This window comes from Rheinheimera sp., from assembly GCF_036568245.1.
Classification (GTDB): domain Bacteria; phylum Pseudomonadota; class Gammaproteobacteria; order Enterobacterales; family Alteromonadaceae; genus Alishewanella.
On the sequence record NZ_DATCSY010000373.1, the window covers coordinates 1 to 17,714 of the forward strand.

Consider the following 17,714-nt stretch of genomic DNA (forward strand, 5'->3'; position numbering starts at 1 on the left):
CCTACAGATGAGCCGGATGCTCAGCGTAGAATGCTGATTGGTCGTTTCAATATGGCTGATGGCACGCCTCTTACTTTACTTAACGGTTACTTCCCACAGGGTGAAAACCGTGATCATCCGGTCAAGTTTCCGGCAAAGACAAAATTCTACGCTGATCTGCAGCAATACCTGACTCAGCACCATACACCAGATGAATGCCTGGCTGTCATTGGCGATATCAATATTTCGCCGGTAGATCTGGATATCGGAATTGGTGAGGCAAATGCCAAACGTTGGCTGCGCGAAGGTAAAACATCATTCTTACCAGAAGAACGAGCGTGGCTAGCGCAGCTAAAAGACTGGGGTTTATTCGATACGTTCAGAGAGCTCAACCCTGACGTCACAGCACAATACAGCTGGTTTGACTATCGCTCAAAAGGCTTTGACGATAACAGGGGGCTGCGCATTGATGTTATTATGGCCACCGCACCACTGGCCAAGCGCTGCACCGAGTGCGGTATAGATTATGAAATCCGTGCAATAGAGCGACCATCAGATCACGCGCCAGTATGGTCTGTATTTAATTAACCAGCGAAGTGTAACAAAGCTGCCAGCGAAGGCGCATTAAAACCATTGTCTGACGAAAGCTCTGTCCAACTGCTGATACGCTTGCTGCAGCAGTATGGCCAGATCTTTGTAACGCCCAGGCTGTTTTACCGGCGCCATACTAATACCCTGCTGCTGCATTTTTTGTCTGATCTGCAAATACCAGCCAGCAATCGAAGGCGGTAACGGAGTGGCAGCGCGAACACCTAACCAGTACCACCCCTGTAATGGCAGCGCCGCTACGAACAGCATCATCGCCAGTATTTGAGGAAGAAAGGCTTTCCCCAGATAAAAGTACTGAATCACGGCACATACTATCGCCAGCAAGGGTAAAAAACGTCCAGCGATTGACGTCAGTAAAATAACTTTATTTTCAATAAACAAACTGTTTAATTCTGCTTTGGCCGGCCACTGCTTACTGTATTCTCTGCCCTCTCGCAGAGTGCTGTATAGCGGATACTGCATTGTTTGCTCCTGAAGTAGGTTCACATCAGAACGATAGCATAAATACTATGTCTTTACCTGCGCCGGTTAACGTGCCGCCGTCATTTTTCGCTTAACGACTTGCGCCATAAATCATTTTACTGGGCGATTTCCACGTCGCTTTTGACATGGAAACTGCGTTTTACTGCCAGTTGCATTGGTTATAAAATATTAAACTGGTATTTTACCTCACTTCATCATGCCTTTACGCCAAGCCCAAACTAACAAAAAATATGCCAACTTACTTAATAATGTAAAATCAACAAGTTAATTGAATTAAACAACGTTACGCACAAAGTTATCCACAAAATCTGTGGACAACAACGCCCCATATAACTCAACAAAAGCACAAAGCTAAAGCGGGCAATTACCGTCAGAAAAAAAGGCTTCATCAAATATTCATGCAAAACCCTTTAAAATGTCACATTTAATTTTTCCAACATACTCCTGTAGTTGCAGTAGTATGCATCGCACGGCATACTCCTACTTCGCAACCAGAGAATCATCCTGAATTAAAACTGCTCGTAACACGACGAGCCGGAGCAACTGTTGATAAATTGGCAAGAACAATACACTGCTGTAGTACCGGGGTTAGCGATCAAAAGCCCGGCGTCAGGTATCATTCTGCCCTTGCATGCTCATCCCGATCCGCTGTACAACACCAACGTTTTGCCTCAGGCATTATGCATTAAACTGCAACACGACACTCTGGTAGCCCCGTTTGCAGGTCTTTATAACAGCAGCCTGCTAGTCGGTCGCAGATTAAGCTTCAGACACAAAACCGGCTTAACTTTGCAACTGGACCTTCCGGAGGATAAAAGCCTGAAACATGGCGGGGCGATAAAACACCTGGTTAAGGATGGTAGCCAGGTTATAGCGGGGCAGCCAGTGCTCCGGCTTGATCCCAAACTACTTCAGGCTGACGGGGGGTATATGCTTGTATTGATGCTATTGCAACATCCTGCTATATCAACAGTGCTCAGCGCTGAGCGCTTTGTTGCAGCAGGTCAGGACACTATATTTACTATACAATTGAAGAACAAACAAAAATGACGACTCTATATGGAATTAAAAACTGCGACACCATTAAAAAAGCCAGAGCCTGGCTTGAACAACAGCAAATCGCCTATCAATTCGTCGATTACCGTACTGATGGTCTGACACAGGCACAACTGGCAAATTTCTCGGCTCACTGCGGTTGGCAAAATTTACTCAACACCAAAGGCACAACCTATCGCCAGCTTAATGACGCTGACAAAGCTGATTTAACAGAAGATAAAGCATTGAAATTAATGCTGGAGCAACCAGCAATGATAAAACGCCCGCTGCTGGTGCATAATAACCAGTACATTCTGGGGTTTAAAGCTGAGCAATATCAACAGTTTTTCGGACTATAACTATGACAACTTCCGGTGATGTTATTGCACTGACAATGGATTTGATCGCCCGCCCTTCGGTTACGCCAGAGGATGCAGGCTGTCAGCACGTGATGGCCGCTCGTTTAGCCGCCATTGGTTTTAATATCGAAGTCATGCATTTTGAAGATACCCTGAATATGTGGGCACGCCGCGGCAGCGGTAAACCGGTATTTTGCTTCGCAGGACATACCGATGTTGTGCCAACCGGTCCGGTTGGGCAATGGCATACGCCGCCGTTTGAACCCACTATCGTTGGCGATACTTTGTATGGCCGCGGAGCAGCAGATATGAAAGGCAGTCTGGCAGCAATGATTGTCGCTACAGAGCGCTTTCTACAGCATTACCCTGAGCCTGAGTTTGACCTGGCCTACCTCATTACCAGTGACGAGGAAGGCCCCTTTATCAACGGCACTAAGCGTGTAATTGAAACGCTGGAAGCCCGGCAGGAAAAAATCAGCTGGTGCATCGTGGGCGAACCGTCCAGTAGCCACAAAGCCGGCGATGTCGTGAAGAATGGCCGCCGAGGTTCTTTAACCGGCAACCTTGTCGTAAAAGGCGTTCAGGGTCATGTCGCCTACCCTCAATTAGCAGATAACCCTGTACATAAAGCCGCTGCAGCTTTAGCAGAGCTTGCGGCTGAACAATGGGATAAAGGGAATGCTTATTTTCCGGCCACCAGCTTCCAGATAGCGAATATTCATGCTGGCACCGGCGCATCGAATGTAATACCGGGCGAGTTAAATGTTATGTTTAATTTTCGCTACAGTACCGAAAGCACGGCTGAGAGCTTGCAACAACGTGTCATTGCATTGCTGGACCGACATGGCCTTAACTATGAGCTGGACTGGACATTAAACGGCCTGCCATTTTTGACCGACAGCGGCAGCCTGGTCGCGGCCACTGTTGAGGCAATAAAAAAAGTGCAGGGTTTTGAGCCGCGGCTTGAAACCAGCGGAGGCACTTCAGATGGTCGCTTTATTGCCCCCACTGGCGCTCAGGTGGTTGAGCTTGGTCCATGTAATGCCACCATCCATAAAGTTAATGAATGTGTCTCAGTTACAGATCTCGAGCAACTGGCTAAAATGTATGAAACCGTGCTGGAGCAATTACAGATCAGCCTATGATTACAACAGACATCGCTATCCTGACTGGTCTTACAGAGCAGCATGTAGTTAATTATCAGCATACTTTTAGCTTACATACTGCAGCCATTTCGCCGTTCAATGCATTGTGTGAGGCTGCGAAAATGTCTGGTATAGATATCAGGATAGCGTCGTCTTTTCGTTCTTATCAACGTCAGGCTGCGATCTGGCATGCAAAAATAACTGGCGCAAGAGCCGTCTTTGACAGAGATGGCAATACCGTCAATATCATTGAATTAAACGGCATGGCGAAACTCGAAGCAGTCTTACTGTATTCTGCGTTGCCGGGCGCCAGCCGGCATCATTGGGGAACAGAGGTTGATATATATGACGCCGCTGCCGTACCAGCAGATTACAAACCACGACTGATGCCAGAAGAATACGGCCAGGACGGCCCATTTTATGCCATGCAACAATGGTTAAAAAAATACGCTGCTGAATTTGGTTTTTTTCAACCTTATCAGGTTTATCAGGGTGGGGTTGCTGCCGAGCCATGGCATCTGAGCTACAGACCCGTCGCTGAACAGTATCTGGGGCAATTTTCACCGCTGATATTGCGTCAATGCATCGCACAGCATCCTCTGACAGCACAGGAGCTGGTACTTGAGCATCTTGATACGATATTTACCCGCTATGTTACTAATATCTGCAGGCAACAACCATGAACTGGCCGCTGGCAATCGCTCTTGCACTGGCTTTTGCCGTTGTTGTCGGCAATATCATGTTACTTAAGCACACCGCCAGGCTAAAGATCCCACCTTTTAAACACCATTCAGGCAAGAATTCCCGACTGAACTTAACCGATAGTTCCAAGGAACGCAGCACTCACTCCGATTCGCCGGCGGCACGGTCAAAAGCGGAATAACCCTGAATAAAACGCTGTAACTGATCACGTAAATTAGGTGGTGTACCTTTAATCAGAATAGTATCGCTGTGTGGATCATATTGCACACGATCTCCCAGCAACTTCTGTTCAAAACTAATTGATAAGCCAGCGCCCTGACCGCTAAATTTAATCAGCTTCTTTAACTCTTTTACTTCAACCGGGAATTGCTCAGCAACTTGTAACTGCTGCTCCTGACAGTAACGTAAAAATCCTTGTTGCTCCTGCTCATCTATCACTGCAGATAATTCAGTCAGCACAACGTCCTGACCCGCTTTGGCACGCTCCTCGCAGTAACTGTAAACCTGTTTGCGCGCATCGTTTTTCTCAGCACTGTCAAACTCTGCCGCAGTAAAGTATTCTTCAACAGATGCCAGTACGGCTTTACTGTTGGCTTTCGCGTCAGTGCCCTCTTCACAACCGAGAAAATCGAGAAAAAAGTCTGCGACTTTCCGCCCGGCCCTGCCACGGATAAAGCTGATGTATTTCCCCTGCTCCGGTAAGCTTTGATATTCGGTCAAATCAATCCGGGCTGCCAGTTGCATCCGGGCAATATCCAGATGGCGGGATGTTGCCAGTTCAAGCTCTTCCGTCAGTGAGAAATGATCTTTGCTGCCCAGCAGACAGACCATCAGATAGTCACTGGTCAGATAGCGATAATGACACACCAACAGATAACCACTTTCAGGTAGCTGATGCGCTTGCAGTTGCTGCTCCAGTACTGCAGTAGCGGTATTAGCGAGGGCATTAAAATCACTGGTTTGCTTTTGCCAATCGTTCAGCACAGTCACAACTTGCTGATCTTTATCCGGACTGAAAGCAGCATAGCCCTTTGCTGGTTTACCGTTGTATGCCAGATGTAGTTGCTCGACAAGGTGTGCTACGGCTGACGTAGGCGTCACAAGCGATGGCCTGTAATGCGCCTTGCTTTGCGCTTGCTCATCCAATTCTAGGTAATTTATCGCCAACTGCTGCACATCTACTGACATAACTTTTCCTGTTTAAAATGAATTCTGATACTATTCTAACTGTTTAATTCACGTGACCTGCGGATAATTCATGCCAATTGTATCAAAGTATTCCACTGCACAAATTGAAAAGCTGGTAAATCAGCTGCTGGATGTGCTGCATGCTGAAAAAGCCACCACCGAACTGAGCCTGATGTGTTTAGGTAACGCCATCAGCCACGTTGTTAACAGCAGTGTACCGCATAGTCAACGCGCTACTGTTGTCAGCCATTTCAGTCAGGCACTGGCTGACGCCGTTGTTGATAAGGCAAACTAAACACTTATGGTGCTGGAAAACAACCTGTCACTGGTTAAAAAGGTCAACCGGCTACTGAACTGGGGACACTGGTTTAGCTTTTTTAATATTCTGCTGGCGCTGGCAGTGACGTCCGTTTATTGGCTGGCAGAACCATTGCCAGTTTCAATGATGGGCTGGCTGTATCTTCCTCTGAACTGGATAGGCCATACCGCATTTTTGTGTTTTATGTTTTTTATTCTGACGATCTTTCCAGTATCTTTGGTATTTCCATATCAGCGCCATGTACGCGGCCTGGCAGCCATACTGGCAACGGTCGCACTGATCGTACTTATTTTTGATGCCTATGTTTATGCCAACCTGGGTTACCACGTTGGCAGCGCATCTTTAGACCAGGCAGTAGAACTGCTGCGCCAGCAAATTGTGACTAACCTGCGCAACTTCGTGCTAATTGTTATCACCGTAGCCGCGCTTTTATTAGCAGTCGAGCTGACACTCAGCAATTTTTGCTGGAAGAAAATAGAACGACTGAAAAAGTCCGCTATAGCAGCACCTTTGTTTACCGTGTTTATTGGCAGCTTTATGTTGAGCCATCTGCTGCATATATATGCCGATGCCAATGTAAAGTACGACGTTACCCGTCAGGATAATGTGCTGCCGTTGTCTTATCCTGCGACAGCTAAAACCTTTCTTGCCCGGTATCAGCTGATTGACCTCAATAAACAAAGCCAGATACAGCTCGATAAGCTGAGCTTACCCGAACAATTCAGTCATCAACACAATATGGTATGCCAGGAAACGACAAACAATCATTCAACTTTATTGCTGGTAACGGATAACTTCAGCCCTGAGCTGGTTAAACAGCTTGTGGCCGCTGGTCTTCGGCCGCTAGAACAGCACTTTGCGCCCGTTTCAACAGACGAAGCCTTGCTTAATCTGCTCTATGGCAAACTCATGATAGAGCAGGATGCGGATAAACAATTGCAGGATGCTCCATCTTGGTTAGCGCAAGTGCCTGAAGGCCGCATTAGCATAAGCCGGTCTGCGGATACCAAAGTTGTACAATTGCCCTGGCTTAATGTTGCCCCCCTTCAGACACACAGTATTATTTTTGACAATGCACCACAGCAGCATTGGCAAGACTACAGCCCGTTTGACAACATCGTAGTGATGGGATTGAGTGGTAACCACAAGCAGTTTAGCCTGGCCCCCACGGTTGCCTGGTCAAACTGGTCTGCTTTACGCCAACTACAACCTCATCAGGTTACCCAGCATCTGGACTGGCTGCCGACATTACTGGCACAGGCGGGCTGTCATGCTAATGCTAATTGGCTGGGGGATAATTTATTGCAGCCGCGCATTTTGCCAAAACTGAATATCAGTGATGGCGAAATCATTAGTTTCAAAAAAGATAAAATGGTGATTCTGCGCGCTGATGGCAGCTATGGCGTGTGGTCGGCAGGCACCTTGTTGCCATTAAATGACCGCTTAGATTTACCGATGCTGACAGATGCATTAAAGCGCATAGAATCGCCTACAGAGCATTAGCTAAGCAAGTGATAGCTAAAACCGATTAAGGCAAACACTTTAATTCACTTTAATCAATAATAAGAATGTTTATCATTAGCATATTGAAACAAAGCTAGGATAAACATTATGTTTAAGACGATCACCTTCGCGGTTATGCATTTTAGTATTGCCTTTGCTGTCACTTACCTTATCACTGGTAACTTTATATTGGGTGGTGTAATTGCAGTGGTTGAGCCAGCCGTAAATACTGTCGGTTACTTTTTTCATGAGAAGATCTGGCAGAAAATAGCTAAAACGCCACAGCCGGCAAACGTCGCGAAATTCACCAGCTAAGCATAGCGGTCAGGCGGCAGGCCAGCCCTGCTGTGCGGCACTGGTCAGAAAGCTCCAGGCAAGTATGCGGCTGACCTTTTGTCCCTGTCGCATTTCAATTACTTCAGTCTGGACGGCGCCAATACTCTTCAGCAGCTTGCTCAGTGGCACTAAATGCTTGTGCTGCGATACTAATGTCGTAAACCAACACACGTTATGCTTAAACAAACAACTCTCCTCAATCATCTGGCGAATAAAAGCCAGTTCACCACCAGAGCACCACAGTTCATGTTGCTGGCCGGCAAAATTCCGTGAAGCCCCCTGCTGCCCTTTCCCCAGATTTGTCCATTTACGAGCGCTTGCTGCATCCGCTTCAGCCGCGGAGGCGTAAAAAGGTGGGTTACACATCGTCAGGTGAAATTGCTGCTGGTGTTGAATAACGCCGCTGAAAATCTTACTGCCTGTTTGCGGCACAATCTGCAAATGCTGCCGCAGTGGCGGATTACTGGCAACGATTGTTTTAGCTACCTTGATAGCAACCGCATCTATTTCACTGCCATATACCTGCCAGCCATAACTCTGACTGGCTATAATCGGATAAATCACATTAGCGCCAGTGCCAATATCCAGCAATTTAAATTGCCTGCCCATCGGTAGCTCCGGATAACCCCGGGCTAATAAATCAGCGATATAATGCACATAATCTGCCCTGCCCGGCACAGGTGGGCACAGATATCCCGGAGGTAACTGCCAAAACTTAATATTGTAATACCTGGCGAGTATGGCCTGATTAAGGGCCACTACAGCAGCATTGTCACTAAAGTCGATAGTTTGCCCGCCGGTTTTATTACGACAGACAAAACGCTGCAACGCAGGCATAACTTTCACTAACTCAGAAAAGTCGTACTGACCTTGGTGCAGATTGCGTGGATGCAGCGAAGATGAAGAAGACACGTACTACTTACCCGTAACAAAAATAATACCGCAAAGTTTATCATGTTCTGGCTTATCTTAAGCAACGGTGCCAAAAAACCGTTACAATAGCTGGCATTAACACAGCCCACGCCGGGCAGAAATTTGGATATCACATGCTGGCTCTTGGAAAAATCAATCATTTAACAGTTAAAAAACAGGTGAAGTTTGGCTTTTACCTGGACGGACTAAGCTGGGGAGAAATATTACTGCCAAATAATGTCGCACCACCCGGCCTGGAAATTAGCAGCCAGCTTGATGTGTTCCTCTATCTCGACTCAGAAGATCAGCTGATTGCCACAACTGAGCTGCCTAAAATTAAGGTCGGCGAAGTTGCTATGTTAAAAGTGATCGCAACAACCAAGGTTGGAGCATTCGTCGACTGGGGGTTAAAAAAAGACCTGCTGGTGCCTTTTAGCGAACAACAAATTCCGCTGAAAGAAGGACAAAGCTATTTGCTGTACTGTTATGTCGATAACAGCAACCGGATAGTTGCATCCAGCAAGCTGGATCGGCATCTGCACAAATCCGCACCGCAGTACCGGACTGGTGACAAAGTCGATATTATCATTAGTGAACAAACCGATATTGGCTACAAAGCCGTAGTTAATCATCAGCACTGGGGTGTGTTGTACCAAAGTGATGTGTTTAAACCACTGCGTCGCGGTGACAAACTGTCTGCCTATATTGGCAAAGTGCGGGAAGATGGCAAAATTGACTTACGCCTTAGCTCCTCTACCTTCAAGCAGGCACAAGAATTGACGGTACAAGTGCTGGCAAAACTGGCGCAAAACGGCGGTAAGCTGGCGTTAACAGACAAAAGCGCTCCTGAACTGATTTATGCCCAGTTTGGCGTAAGTAAAAAAGCCTTTAAACAGGCCATTGGCAGCCTGTATAAAGATAAGAAAATTGTCATTTCAGACGCAGGCATCATTCTGGTAAAAGAGTGACTGTAAAACATTAAAAGGGCCTACCGGCCCTTTTAATGTTTTACGTTAATTAGCGAAAGCGCTCAAACTCATCTTCAGCTTCTTCGCGGCTCATGCCATAGCGTTCCTGCATTTTGCCGCAAAACTTTTCAAAGCGGCCATTTACTTCCTGTAAATCATCATCAGTGAGCTTTCCCCATTTCTCTTTTACAGAACCTTTAATCTGGCGCCATTTGCCTTCTGCAATATCACTATTCATAGCTTTGCTCCAATGTTGATTAAATACTCTCTGCTGCAGCCAGATACAGTTGAATTCAGGCATCACTGCAGCTACAAGTATGGTTGCAAGGTCCGCACCAAAAAATAAAAATCAACTAAGCAACTGTAAAACATTGGAAAAATCAAGAGTGGAGCCAGAGAACAGGTAAAGCGTATCTTTGGTGCAGGTAGCTTTTACCTGCACCGTTGCAACTTTTTCAGATCAGGTTATCGCGGTTCTGCGGCTTGGACAACAGCATATGCACAGCACTGGTTGCGCGTTCCCTGAATCCGCCTTCACAATAACAAAGATAAAAATGCCACAACCGGACGAAGTTATCGTCATAACCAAGCTGGTGCACCTTATCACGCGCTTGCATAAAGTTATCGCACCAGTGTTTCAACGTTCTGGCATAATCAAAGCCAATATCATGCAACTGACGCAGTACCAGATCGGTATTACGACAGACCGCATCTGTCATTCTGCTAACGGAAGGCAGGCAGCCCCCCGGAAATACGTAGCGCTTTATGAAGTCTACTTCGCGGACATACTGCCGATAACGCTGATCGACTATCGTTATTGCCTGCAACAGCATAAGGCCATTGGTCTTTAACAGGCTGCTGCATTTAGCAAAATAGGTATCAAGATATTCTTCCCCAACGGCTTCAATCATCTCGATAGATACCAGCTTGTCGAACTGGCCGCTCAAATCCCGGTAATCACTGAGCAAAACGGTAATACTGTCTTGTAATCCTAATGCTTTAATCCGAGCGGTAGCATACTCATATTGCTGTTCTGAGATAGTGGTCGTCGTGACTTTACAGCCATAATTCTGTACCGCATAAATTGCCATCGCGCCCCAACCGGTGCCTATCTCCAGCAAATGATCATCAGCATTTAACTGCAGTCTGTCACAGATCAGCTTCAGTTTATGCTGCTGTGCCTGAGCGAGGTCGGCGTTGTGATCCGGATATACAGCGCTTGAATACATCATACTGTCATCGAGAAACAGACTGTACATGTCATTTCCCAGATCATAGTGTGCGGCGATATTTTTTCGGGCCTGCGTTTTGGTGTTACGGTTGCGCCAGTTCAACAGTTTCAGCAGCGGACGGCCAAGCCTGCTGATCGCGGAATCAAGCTTATCTAACGTAGTCAGGTTTAATGCAAAAATACGCACCAACGCTGTCAGATCATCACAGCGCCACCAGCCCAAAATATATGCCTCACCAGCACCTACAGAGCCAGCAACCACCATTTTCTGATAAAAAGCCGGGTCAAGCACGGTAATAACCACTTTCAGCGCTGCCTGTTCATCTCCAAGCCGTATACGCTGGTTACCCTCTACCAGGGTGATGTCACCGTGCCTTAACTGACTGATAAAGTTCAGTGTGAATTTCCGGCACAGGCGTTCGAACCAGCTCAGGTTATCAAACAGAGAAACGTCTGTCAGGCTCATCGTCATGATTTGTTATCCTTCGTTTTAGGGTGAGCATGCACAGGCACTCTTTTTAGAAACAACTTTAGTGCATGCCAATATATTCGCCATACTACCTGTACGTTTTGCCATGGCTGGCGGATCAGCCATTGTCGTTTCCATTTCGCTGTTAATTCATGGCGTTGCAAACTGAACCAGGCACTAAATATCTGATGCCCCGCTTGCGTATTAGCAATACTGCATCTTAATGCCCGGCCGGGTGCTGATATTTGCCAGTGATATTGCATATCAATTGGATTAAAAGGTGACACATGGAAGGCCTTATCGTGCTGATAATGCTGCTGTCCGTGAATGATTTTCTGCAGATAGTAATGGCGCTCGTTCCAGGGAGTATTACTTACCTCCGCCAACAGATAGCAGAATTGCTGCTGCTGATCAAAGCCGTAATACAGCGTGAGTGGGCTGAAATACACCGCCCAATTGGCCAGTGGTGTCAGCACAAAAACTCTGTCAGGTTCCGTTACGCCACCTAACTCGGCGATTTTTTCACACACAGCCTGATATAAATTGTCGGCACCGGGCAGATAATCAGTGCGCCTGAAGCTCAGAGCCCCGAAGCGCTCGTATTCGATACCAACATCTTTCAGTGATGCTGTAGTCAGATCATGGCAGTCCAGCCAGTACAGCGCCAAGGGATAACTGAAACCATGCCGCCGTGGCGTCAACCTTAAATGCCCCACTTCCCCCTGATAGACTGCGTGACCGCTCAGCATCAGTACGACACCCCGAGCATAGCGGCAACATCAGTCGCACTTCTGGCGCCATCTTCATGAAAGCCGTTATACCAGTATGCGCCGCAGAAATAGGTGTTGTTCTTTCCATTTATGCTATCGCGGCGTTGCTGCGCTGCCAGCGTACAATGGTTGTATACCGGGTGCGCATAACGGTAAACGCCGAGTATTTTGTCTTCTGCAATAGCATCTGTATTATTCAGCGTGACACAGAACGTAACCGGAGCACGGATACCCTGTAACAGGTTCATATTGTAAGTCAGGGTTGCTCTATCGTTTACGTTGGCATCGAGATTGTAATTCCACGCCGCCCAAGCTCGCTGGCGCTTGGGTAATAAACGTGTATCGGTGTGCAGCACTACATCATTTTGCTGATACGCAATGGCACCAAGAATTTGCTGCTCTTGCAAGCTGGCACTTTCACCCAACAAAGACAAAGCCTGGTCGCTGTGACAAGCCAGCACCAGTTTATCAAAATGCTCGGTACGGCCATCATCAAAACTAAGCGTAACCCCTTTGTCATTACGTGATATAGCGCTGATACGCTGACCCAGCTTCAGTTTTTCAGGCCCAAGCTTTGCCACTAACGCTTCAACATAGCGCTTCGAACCGCCGCTGATAACGGACCACTGTGGTCTGTTACTGATATTAAGCAAACCGTGGTTATTGAAAAAACGCAGAAAGAACCGCAGCGGAAAAGCCGGCATGTCGGCAAGACCGGCAGACCAGATAGCGGCCCCCATTGGCAATAAGTAGTTATCACGTATTGCTGTGCCAAAACCATGCTTATCGAGGAAATCCCCTAACGCCAAATCGAGATCAGCATCGTTATTGGCCAATAATTGCTTACCTAACCGGTTAAAACGAACAATATCTCTTAGCATCAGCCAGAAAGATGGCCGAAGCAAGTTACGGCGCTGGGCAAACAGGCTGGTTAAAGTATTACCGTTGTACTCAAGGTTCTGAGCAGTATTTTTTACCGAGAAACTCATCTGGGTTGGCTGAAATGCCACCCCCAATTCATTCAGGAAGCGGTTAAAAATCGGGTAAGTCCAATCATTAAATACAATAAATCCAGTGTCGACAGCATAATCTTGTCCTGCGACATTCACTGTGACTGTCGCGGTGTGCCCACCAAGATAATCATTCACCTCAAACAGGGTTACATCATGTTTTTGCTGCAGTAAATACCAGGACATCATGCCCGAAATACCACCACCGACAACAGCTATGCGCATACTCTTCCTTTTAAATACAATTATCTGTCTAAGTTTACTTGTCGCCACTCATGCGTTGCTTCACTTTTGTCGTAAGCCAGCCAATTACCGGCAAATGCTGATACACCATGTCGGTCAAATCGTAGTAATCGCGATGGTATATGATCAATCCGTCCTGCCAGCGCAGTACGCTGCAGCCATCAAGACTGACTAACTGTGCATTGTTAATTGCCGGATGACGCATTTGCATACGCCAGCTGAGAAAACCATGATCGCCCTGCTCCATTTTTTGTCCGCCACTAAATTCGCAATAAAGCAGACGGGCATAGGCATGGCTGAAATACTGCCCTAACGCATCACGGCCAGTAAGGGTATGTACCGGGTCGGTGAACTCAACATCGGCATGGTAGACTTTGTCCAACTGCTGCAGATTGGTGCTGGATAAACCATTGTAGAACTGCAGAAAATGTTCAATCCTTGGTGCGGCTTCAGTTCGCATGTGTTTTTTTAACCTCTGCAAAAAGTTCCAGTGTCAACTTACGCGCCTCAGCGTGATCAACCACCGGTTTGGGATAATTCACCAAGCCAGCACCATGCGGCCAATGTATCGACTTACCAGTAAACTTACTCAGTTCAGGCACATATAAACGAATAAAGTCACCTTGTGGATCAAATTTTTCGCTTTGTGTCACCGGGTTAAAAATACGGAAGTACGGTGCCGCATCAGTCCCGGTAGATGCTGCCCACTGCCAGCCGCCATTATTAGCGGCAAAGTCTCCGTCTATCAGCCTGGACATAAAGTAACGCTCGCCCCAGCGCCAGTCGATGTGTAAGTCTTTTACCAGAAAGCTGGCACTAATCATTCTGAGCCGGTTATGCATCCAGCCGGTCTGATTCAACTGCCGCATAGCCGCATCGACAATCGGATAGCCCGTGTTGCCGTTACACCAGGCGTCAAACAACTGTTTATTGTTTTGCCAGCGAATACCCGCCGTTTCGCTTTGGAACGGTTGGTGCTTTATCAGCTGTGGGTATGCAACCAGAATATGCTTGTAAAACTCACGCCAGATAAGCTCAGATAACCATATGCCTGCACCACTCTTATCCTCAGACCAACTATTACCGGCCTCCAGTTGTAGCCTTGCAACGCACTGTGCTGCCGATACCACACCGATTGCCAGATACGCAGATAAGCGGGACGTGCCATCTACCGCAGGAAAATCGCGTTGCTCATGATAGCTGGCCACTTTTTCACGGCAAAAGCTTCGCATTAGCTCCAATACGCTGCTTTCTGCTACATCCCAACCGGCTGAGCTGCCGTCACCGCCCTGAAGTGGCGGAAACTCCGGCAACTGCAGTTCGGACTGAGTTATCTTTTGCGGCCGTCCGACGCAGTGCACGCCGTTTGCCTGCAACTGTGCCAACCAGGTACGTTTAAAGGGGGTGAAAACTTTGTAGATATCGCCTTGCTGAGTTCTGATACTACCCGGGGGCATAATGCACTGGGTATCAAAACGAATAAACTGGCCGCCGCTCTTAAGGATAAGCTGTTCAACAGCCTCATCACGCTGTTGCTCACGCAACTCGTACTCCGTTTGAACAAAAACATTCAGTTCGAACTGCTGACACAAAGTACTAAAAATTTGTGGTAGCTGCTGGTAGCTGCTGCCTTCGACAGCCAGCATCGGCAACCCTACATCTGCCAACTCTTTTTTTAACTGTAATACCCGCCGGCGCAACAAATCCTGTTTTATAGCTGCCATATCATGCAAAACCCAGGTTTCCGCAGTGGCGACATAAAGTACCAATATCGCTGCAGCAGACTTTTCAGCATGCTGCAATGCACTGCATAACACTGCATTGTCCAACAGTCTTAAGTCGTTACGCAGCCATACCACATTCAGCTTCTGCATCTCAGGCCCTCAACCCTAATGACTCAGGGTAAGGCGCAAAATACCGCTGACTGCTAACATAGCTGTTGGGCTGCAACTTCAGGTGATGCTGTAATAATGTAATAGGGGCAAGCAAGGGCACAAAGCCTTGGCGGTAGCGATGAATAAGCTCTGTCAGTTCCTGTTTGGCATCTGCACTCAGGCTATGTTTGAGAAAGCCCTGCAAGTGCTGCAGCACGTTAGTATGCTGTTTACGGGTAGCGATATTTTTAAGCGCCTGCATCAGCTCCAGCAGATAGCGCTGGCACAATTCGTCCGCCGCAAACAGCTTGGCCTGGGCAACAAGACGCCCAAGTGAGCGGTACGCAGCGGGGCTGTGTGCCATAACTAAAAATTTGTAACGGCTGTGAAATGCCACCAGCTTTCCGACGCTGAAGCCATCTTGCATGGTCTGCTGGTAATCGTGGCAACTGAATACACGGCAGATAAAGTTTTCCCTTAAATCGCTGTCAAACAGCCGACCGTCTTCTTCAACCGGCAACCAGGGATACTTCTGCATCAACTGATGGGTAAACAACCCCACGCCTAACTTGCCCATTTGCTGCCCTTTAGCATCAAATAGCCTCACCCGCTCCATACCGCAACTGGGTGACTTCGCGCAGACAATATACCCGCTCAGCTCATTAAACCTTGGTAAGGTCTTCGCTGTGTAATCCAGCATCGTCTGAGTGTGATCAATCGCACTATCATTACTCTGTACCAGATGGACATTCTGGTTTTCATCAAGCTGCAGGCGTATCGCCGGACGTGGCGAAGGCATACCAATCGCCATTTCAGGACATACAGGGACATAACTTACCTGCGCAGAGAGCTGCTGCATACAAAATGCAGACGCTTTGTGGCCGCCGTCGTACCGCACTTTCTCACCCAGTACACAGGCACTGATACCAATTTTTATCGCCATAATATAAATCCATTACTTAGTAGCGCTATTTACTGATGTAACAGCTATCTGGATCGGAAATATTTTATGCTGCAGAGGTGTTTGCATAAAAAAACGGCAAGCAGTCTGCACTGCTTACCGTTTTTCAAACCCTTGGACTGACGCCGGATCAGGTTATTTCTTGCTGGTACCCAACTCGACCCGCGACTTTAATTTTTGTCCTGGCCGGAAAGTCACCACACAACGGGCAGAGATTGGAATATCTTCACCGGTTTTCGGGTTACGTCCTGGACGTTCATTTTTCACCCGCAGGTCAAAATTTCCAAAGCCGGATAACTTTACCTGATCACCCGCCTCGAGGGCGACGCGGATCTCTTCAAAAAAAGCTTCCACTATTAACTTAGCGTCGCGTTTGCTGACACCAAATTTTGTAAACAGACGTTCTGCTAAATCGGCTTTGGTAAGCGCCATTCTTAATCCCTCAACGTTGCGTTGAACTCTTCACCAAGCGCGCTAACTACTTGATTTACCAACTGTTGGATATCTTTATCTTCCAGGGTACGCGCTATATCCTGCAAGGTAACAGCAATGGCCAGTGATTTAAAACCCTCTGCCACACCCGTACCTGTATACACGTCAAACAATTTTAGGTCAACTAATTGATTTCCGCCAACTTTTTTTATAGTAGCAGCTATATCAGCAAAACGCACCTCTGATTTCACCACTATCGCCAAATCACGCCGGTTTGCCGGATACTTTGACAATTCATGAGCCTGTACAATCTCGCGTAGGCCCAACGCGGCAACCTCCAGCTCAAACAGGTAAGCTTTGCCTTTAATACCCAGCTTACGCTCGGCTTCCGGATGTAATGCACCGACATAACCAACAAGCAGATCTGCACGGTAAACAGCCGCAGTCTGGCCCGGATGTAATGCGCTGTGTTCAGCGGTTACAAAGCGGAACTGCTCAGTGGCAGAGGTTTGCGCCAGTAAAGCCTCAACATCGCCTTTAATATCATAGAAGTCGGCGTTGCGGTTTTCCATGTTCCAGTGTTCGTTATGCATTGAACCTACGATAACGCCACCGATGACCGGCACTTGCCGTACGCCACCTTCAGCTGCAGTATCTGGAATAAACTTCAGACCATACTCAAACAACCGGATGCGGCTTTGTTGGCGGTTCTGGTTGTACTGTACTGTTTGCAATAACCCTGGCCACAGGTTTAACCGCATTGCCGACATGTCAGCAGAAATCGGGTTTGGCAATACTAAGGCGTGCAGCTGCGGAAAGAGCTGCTGCTGCACTTTAGGGTCGACAAAACTGTAGGTGATAGCTTCCTGATAACCACGATCGACTAATACTGTGCGCAGGCGCTGTATGTTCAATTCTGCTTCACGGAAGGTACGCATTTTCAAACTGGCCTTTGGCGCCAGATTGGGAATACTGTTGTAGCCGTACACCCGCGCAACTTCTTCTATCAAATCTTCAGCAATACTGATATCAAAGCGGTAACCCGGCACTGCGACCTGCCAGCCGTCTGTAGTATCGCTCACTTCGAGTCCCAGCCGGTTAAAAATGGCACTGACTTCAGCTTTATCGATGCTGATACCTAAGATCCGCGCTAACTTTGCCTGGCTCAGGTGAATTGTTGCCACCT

Annotated in this window: 22 protein-coding genes; 10 read left to right on the forward strand and 12 right to left on the reverse strand. The window is 47.5% G+C overall.

The window, feature by feature from the left end; all coding sequences use genetic code 11:
* On the forward strand, positions 1 to 567 hold a 567-nt coding region (gene xthA, locus VIN66_RS16480), incomplete at its 5' end, for an exodeoxyribonuclease III (RefSeq protein WP_331924995.1).
* Between the two features lie 36 nt (positions 568 to 603).
* On the opposite strand, the gene yfbV is transcribed toward xthA, so the two are convergent.
* Entirely contained in the window at positions 604 to 1,050 is a 447-nt protein-coding gene (yfbV, locus tag VIN66_RS16485; protein WP_331924996.1) for a terminus macrodomain insulation protein YfbV, read from the reverse strand.
* A gap of 567 nt (positions 1,051 to 1,617) precedes the next feature.
* Here yfbV and VIN66_RS16490 point away from each other — a divergent pair.
* From VIN66_RS16490 to VIN66_RS18860, 5 genes are read left to right on the forward strand one after another with little or no spacing between them, the layout of a single operon-like run.
* On the forward strand, positions 1,618 to 2,121 hold the full coding sequence (locus tag VIN66_RS16490; protein ID WP_331924997.1) for a PTS glucose transporter subunit IIA: 504 nt from the start codon (positions 1,618 to 1,620) through the stop codon (positions 2,119 to 2,121).
* Positions 2,118 to 2,465: an ArsC family reductase gene (locus VIN66_RS16495; protein ID WP_331924998.1), complete on the forward strand. Its 348-nt coding sequence runs from the start codon at positions 2,118 to 2,120 to the stop codon at positions 2,463 to 2,465. The genes VIN66_RS16490 and VIN66_RS16495 overlap by 4 nt, the downstream gene beginning before the upstream one ends.
* Positions 2,466 to 2,467: 2 nt before the next feature.
* Positions 2,468 to 3,610 carry a succinyl-diaminopimelate desuccinylase gene (dapE, locus tag VIN66_RS16500; RefSeq protein WP_331924999.1) on the forward strand — a complete coding sequence of 381 codons (1,143 nt, stop codon included), beginning with the start codon at positions 2,468 to 2,470 and terminating at the stop codon, positions 3,608 to 3,610.
* On the forward strand, positions 3,607 to 4,293 hold the full coding sequence (locus VIN66_RS16505; protein ID WP_331925000.1) for a M15 family metallopeptidase: 687 nt from the start codon (positions 3,607 to 3,609) through the stop codon (positions 4,291 to 4,293). Before dapE ends, VIN66_RS16505 begins: the two co-directional genes overlap by 4 nt.
* Before the next feature lie 56 nt (positions 4,294 to 4,349).
* Positions 4,350 to 4,493 carry a hypothetical protein gene (locus tag VIN66_RS18860; protein WP_414709915.1) on the forward strand — a complete coding sequence of 48 codons (144 nt, stop codon included), beginning with the start codon at positions 4,350 to 4,352 and terminating at the stop codon, positions 4,491 to 4,493.
* On the opposite strand, the gene yejK is transcribed toward VIN66_RS18860, so the two are convergent.
* Positions 4,454 to 5,500: a nucleoid-associated protein YejK gene (gene yejK / locus VIN66_RS16510; RefSeq protein WP_331925001.1), complete on the reverse strand. Its 1,047-nt coding sequence runs from the start codon at positions 5,498 to 5,500 to the stop codon at positions 4,454 to 4,456. The two genes, VIN66_RS18860 and yejK, sit on opposite strands and share 40 nt — an antisense overlap.
* 70 nt (positions 5,501 to 5,570) lie before the next feature.
* On the opposite strand from yejK, the gene VIN66_RS16515 reads away from it, so the two are divergent.
* The 3 genes from VIN66_RS16515 to VIN66_RS16525 all read left to right on the forward strand — a co-directional run bounded on the left by VIN66_RS16515 (position 5,571) and on the right by VIN66_RS16525 (position 7,637).
* A complete protein-coding gene (locus VIN66_RS16515) occupies positions 5,571 to 5,795 on the forward strand; it encodes a DUF1414 domain-containing protein (protein ID WP_331925002.1) in 225 nt (74 codons plus the stop codon).
* Between the two features lie 6 nt (positions 5,796 to 5,801).
* On the forward strand, positions 5,802 to 7,322 hold the full coding sequence (locus VIN66_RS16520) for a DUF3413 domain-containing protein (RefSeq protein WP_331925003.1): 1,521 nt from the start codon (positions 5,802 to 5,804) through the stop codon (positions 7,320 to 7,322).
* 108 nt (positions 7,323 to 7,430) lie between these two features.
* A complete protein-coding gene (locus VIN66_RS16525; protein ID WP_331925004.1) occupies positions 7,431 to 7,637 on the forward strand; it encodes a DUF2061 domain-containing protein in 207 nt (68 codons plus the stop codon).
* A gap of 9 nt (positions 7,638 to 7,646) precedes the next feature.
* Here VIN66_RS16525 and rlmF read toward each other — a convergent pair whose 3' ends face one another.
* Entirely contained in the window at positions 7,647 to 8,570 is a 924-nt protein-coding gene (rlmF, locus tag VIN66_RS16530) for a 23S rRNA (adenine(1618)-N(6))-methyltransferase RlmF (protein WP_331925005.1), read from the reverse strand.
* A gap of 134 nt (positions 8,571 to 8,704) precedes the next feature.
* Between rlmF and VIN66_RS16535 the strand changes: the two genes are divergently transcribed.
* Positions 8,705 to 9,538 (forward strand): CvfB family protein, encoded by an 834-nt coding sequence (locus VIN66_RS16535; protein WP_331925006.1) that lies wholly within the window; start codon positions 8,705 to 8,707, stop codon positions 9,536 to 9,538.
* A gap of 49 nt (positions 9,539 to 9,587) precedes the next feature.
* Here the strand turns inward: VIN66_RS16535 and VIN66_RS16540 are convergent, their stop codons facing one another.
* From VIN66_RS16540 to VIN66_RS16580, 9 genes are all read right to left on the reverse strand, one after another.
* Positions 9,588 to 9,776, reverse strand: coding sequence for a CsbD family protein (locus tag VIN66_RS16540; protein ID WP_331925007.1), 189 nt, complete (start codon positions 9,774 to 9,776; stop codon positions 9,588 to 9,590).
* Between the two features lie 217 nt (positions 9,777 to 9,993).
* Complete coding sequence (locus tag VIN66_RS16545; RefSeq protein ID WP_331925008.1) at positions 9,994 to 11,241, reverse strand: cyclopropane-fatty-acyl-phospholipid synthase family protein; 1,248 nt, start codon at positions 11,239 to 11,241, stop codon at positions 9,994 to 9,996.
* The gene (locus VIN66_RS16550) at positions 11,238 to 11,987 is read right to left on the reverse strand and encodes a DUF1365 domain-containing protein (RefSeq protein ID WP_331925009.1); all 750 of its coding nucleotides are present in this window, start codon (positions 11,985 to 11,987) and stop codon (positions 11,238 to 11,240) included. Before VIN66_RS16550 ends, VIN66_RS16545 begins: the two co-directional genes overlap by 4 nt.
* Positions 11,987 to 13,243 (reverse strand): NAD(P)/FAD-dependent oxidoreductase, encoded by a 1,257-nt coding sequence (locus tag VIN66_RS16555; protein ID WP_331925010.1) that lies wholly within the window; start codon positions 13,241 to 13,243, stop codon positions 11,987 to 11,989. Before VIN66_RS16555 ends, VIN66_RS16550 begins: the two co-directional genes overlap by 1 nt.
* Before the next feature lie 34 nt (positions 13,244 to 13,277).
* The gene (locus VIN66_RS16560; protein ID WP_331925011.1) at positions 13,278 to 13,721 is read right to left on the reverse strand and encodes a nuclear transport factor 2 family protein; all 444 of its coding nucleotides are present in this window, start codon (positions 13,719 to 13,721) and stop codon (positions 13,278 to 13,280) included.
* The gene (gene phrB / locus VIN66_RS16565) at positions 13,711 to 15,135 is read right to left on the reverse strand and encodes a deoxyribodipyrimidine photo-lyase (protein ID WP_331925012.1); all 1,425 of its coding nucleotides are present in this window, start codon (positions 15,133 to 15,135) and stop codon (positions 13,711 to 13,713) included. Before phrB ends, VIN66_RS16560 begins: the two co-directional genes overlap by 11 nt.
* Position 15,136: 1 nt before the next feature.
* On the reverse strand, positions 15,137 to 16,078 hold the full coding sequence (locus VIN66_RS16570; protein WP_331925013.1) for a DUF523 and DUF1722 domain-containing protein: 942 nt from the start codon (positions 16,076 to 16,078) through the stop codon (positions 15,137 to 15,139).
* Between the two features lie 153 nt (positions 16,079 to 16,231).
* Positions 16,232 to 16,528 carry an integration host factor subunit alpha gene (locus tag VIN66_RS16575; protein ID WP_134055317.1) on the reverse strand — a complete coding sequence of 99 codons (297 nt, stop codon included), beginning with the start codon at positions 16,526 to 16,528 and terminating at the stop codon, positions 16,232 to 16,234.
* Between the two features lie 2 nt (positions 16,529 to 16,530).
* The coding region (locus tag VIN66_RS16580) for a phenylalanine--tRNA ligase subunit beta (RefSeq protein ID WP_331925014.1) at positions 16,531 to 17,714 on the reverse strand (1,184 nt) is incomplete at its 5' end.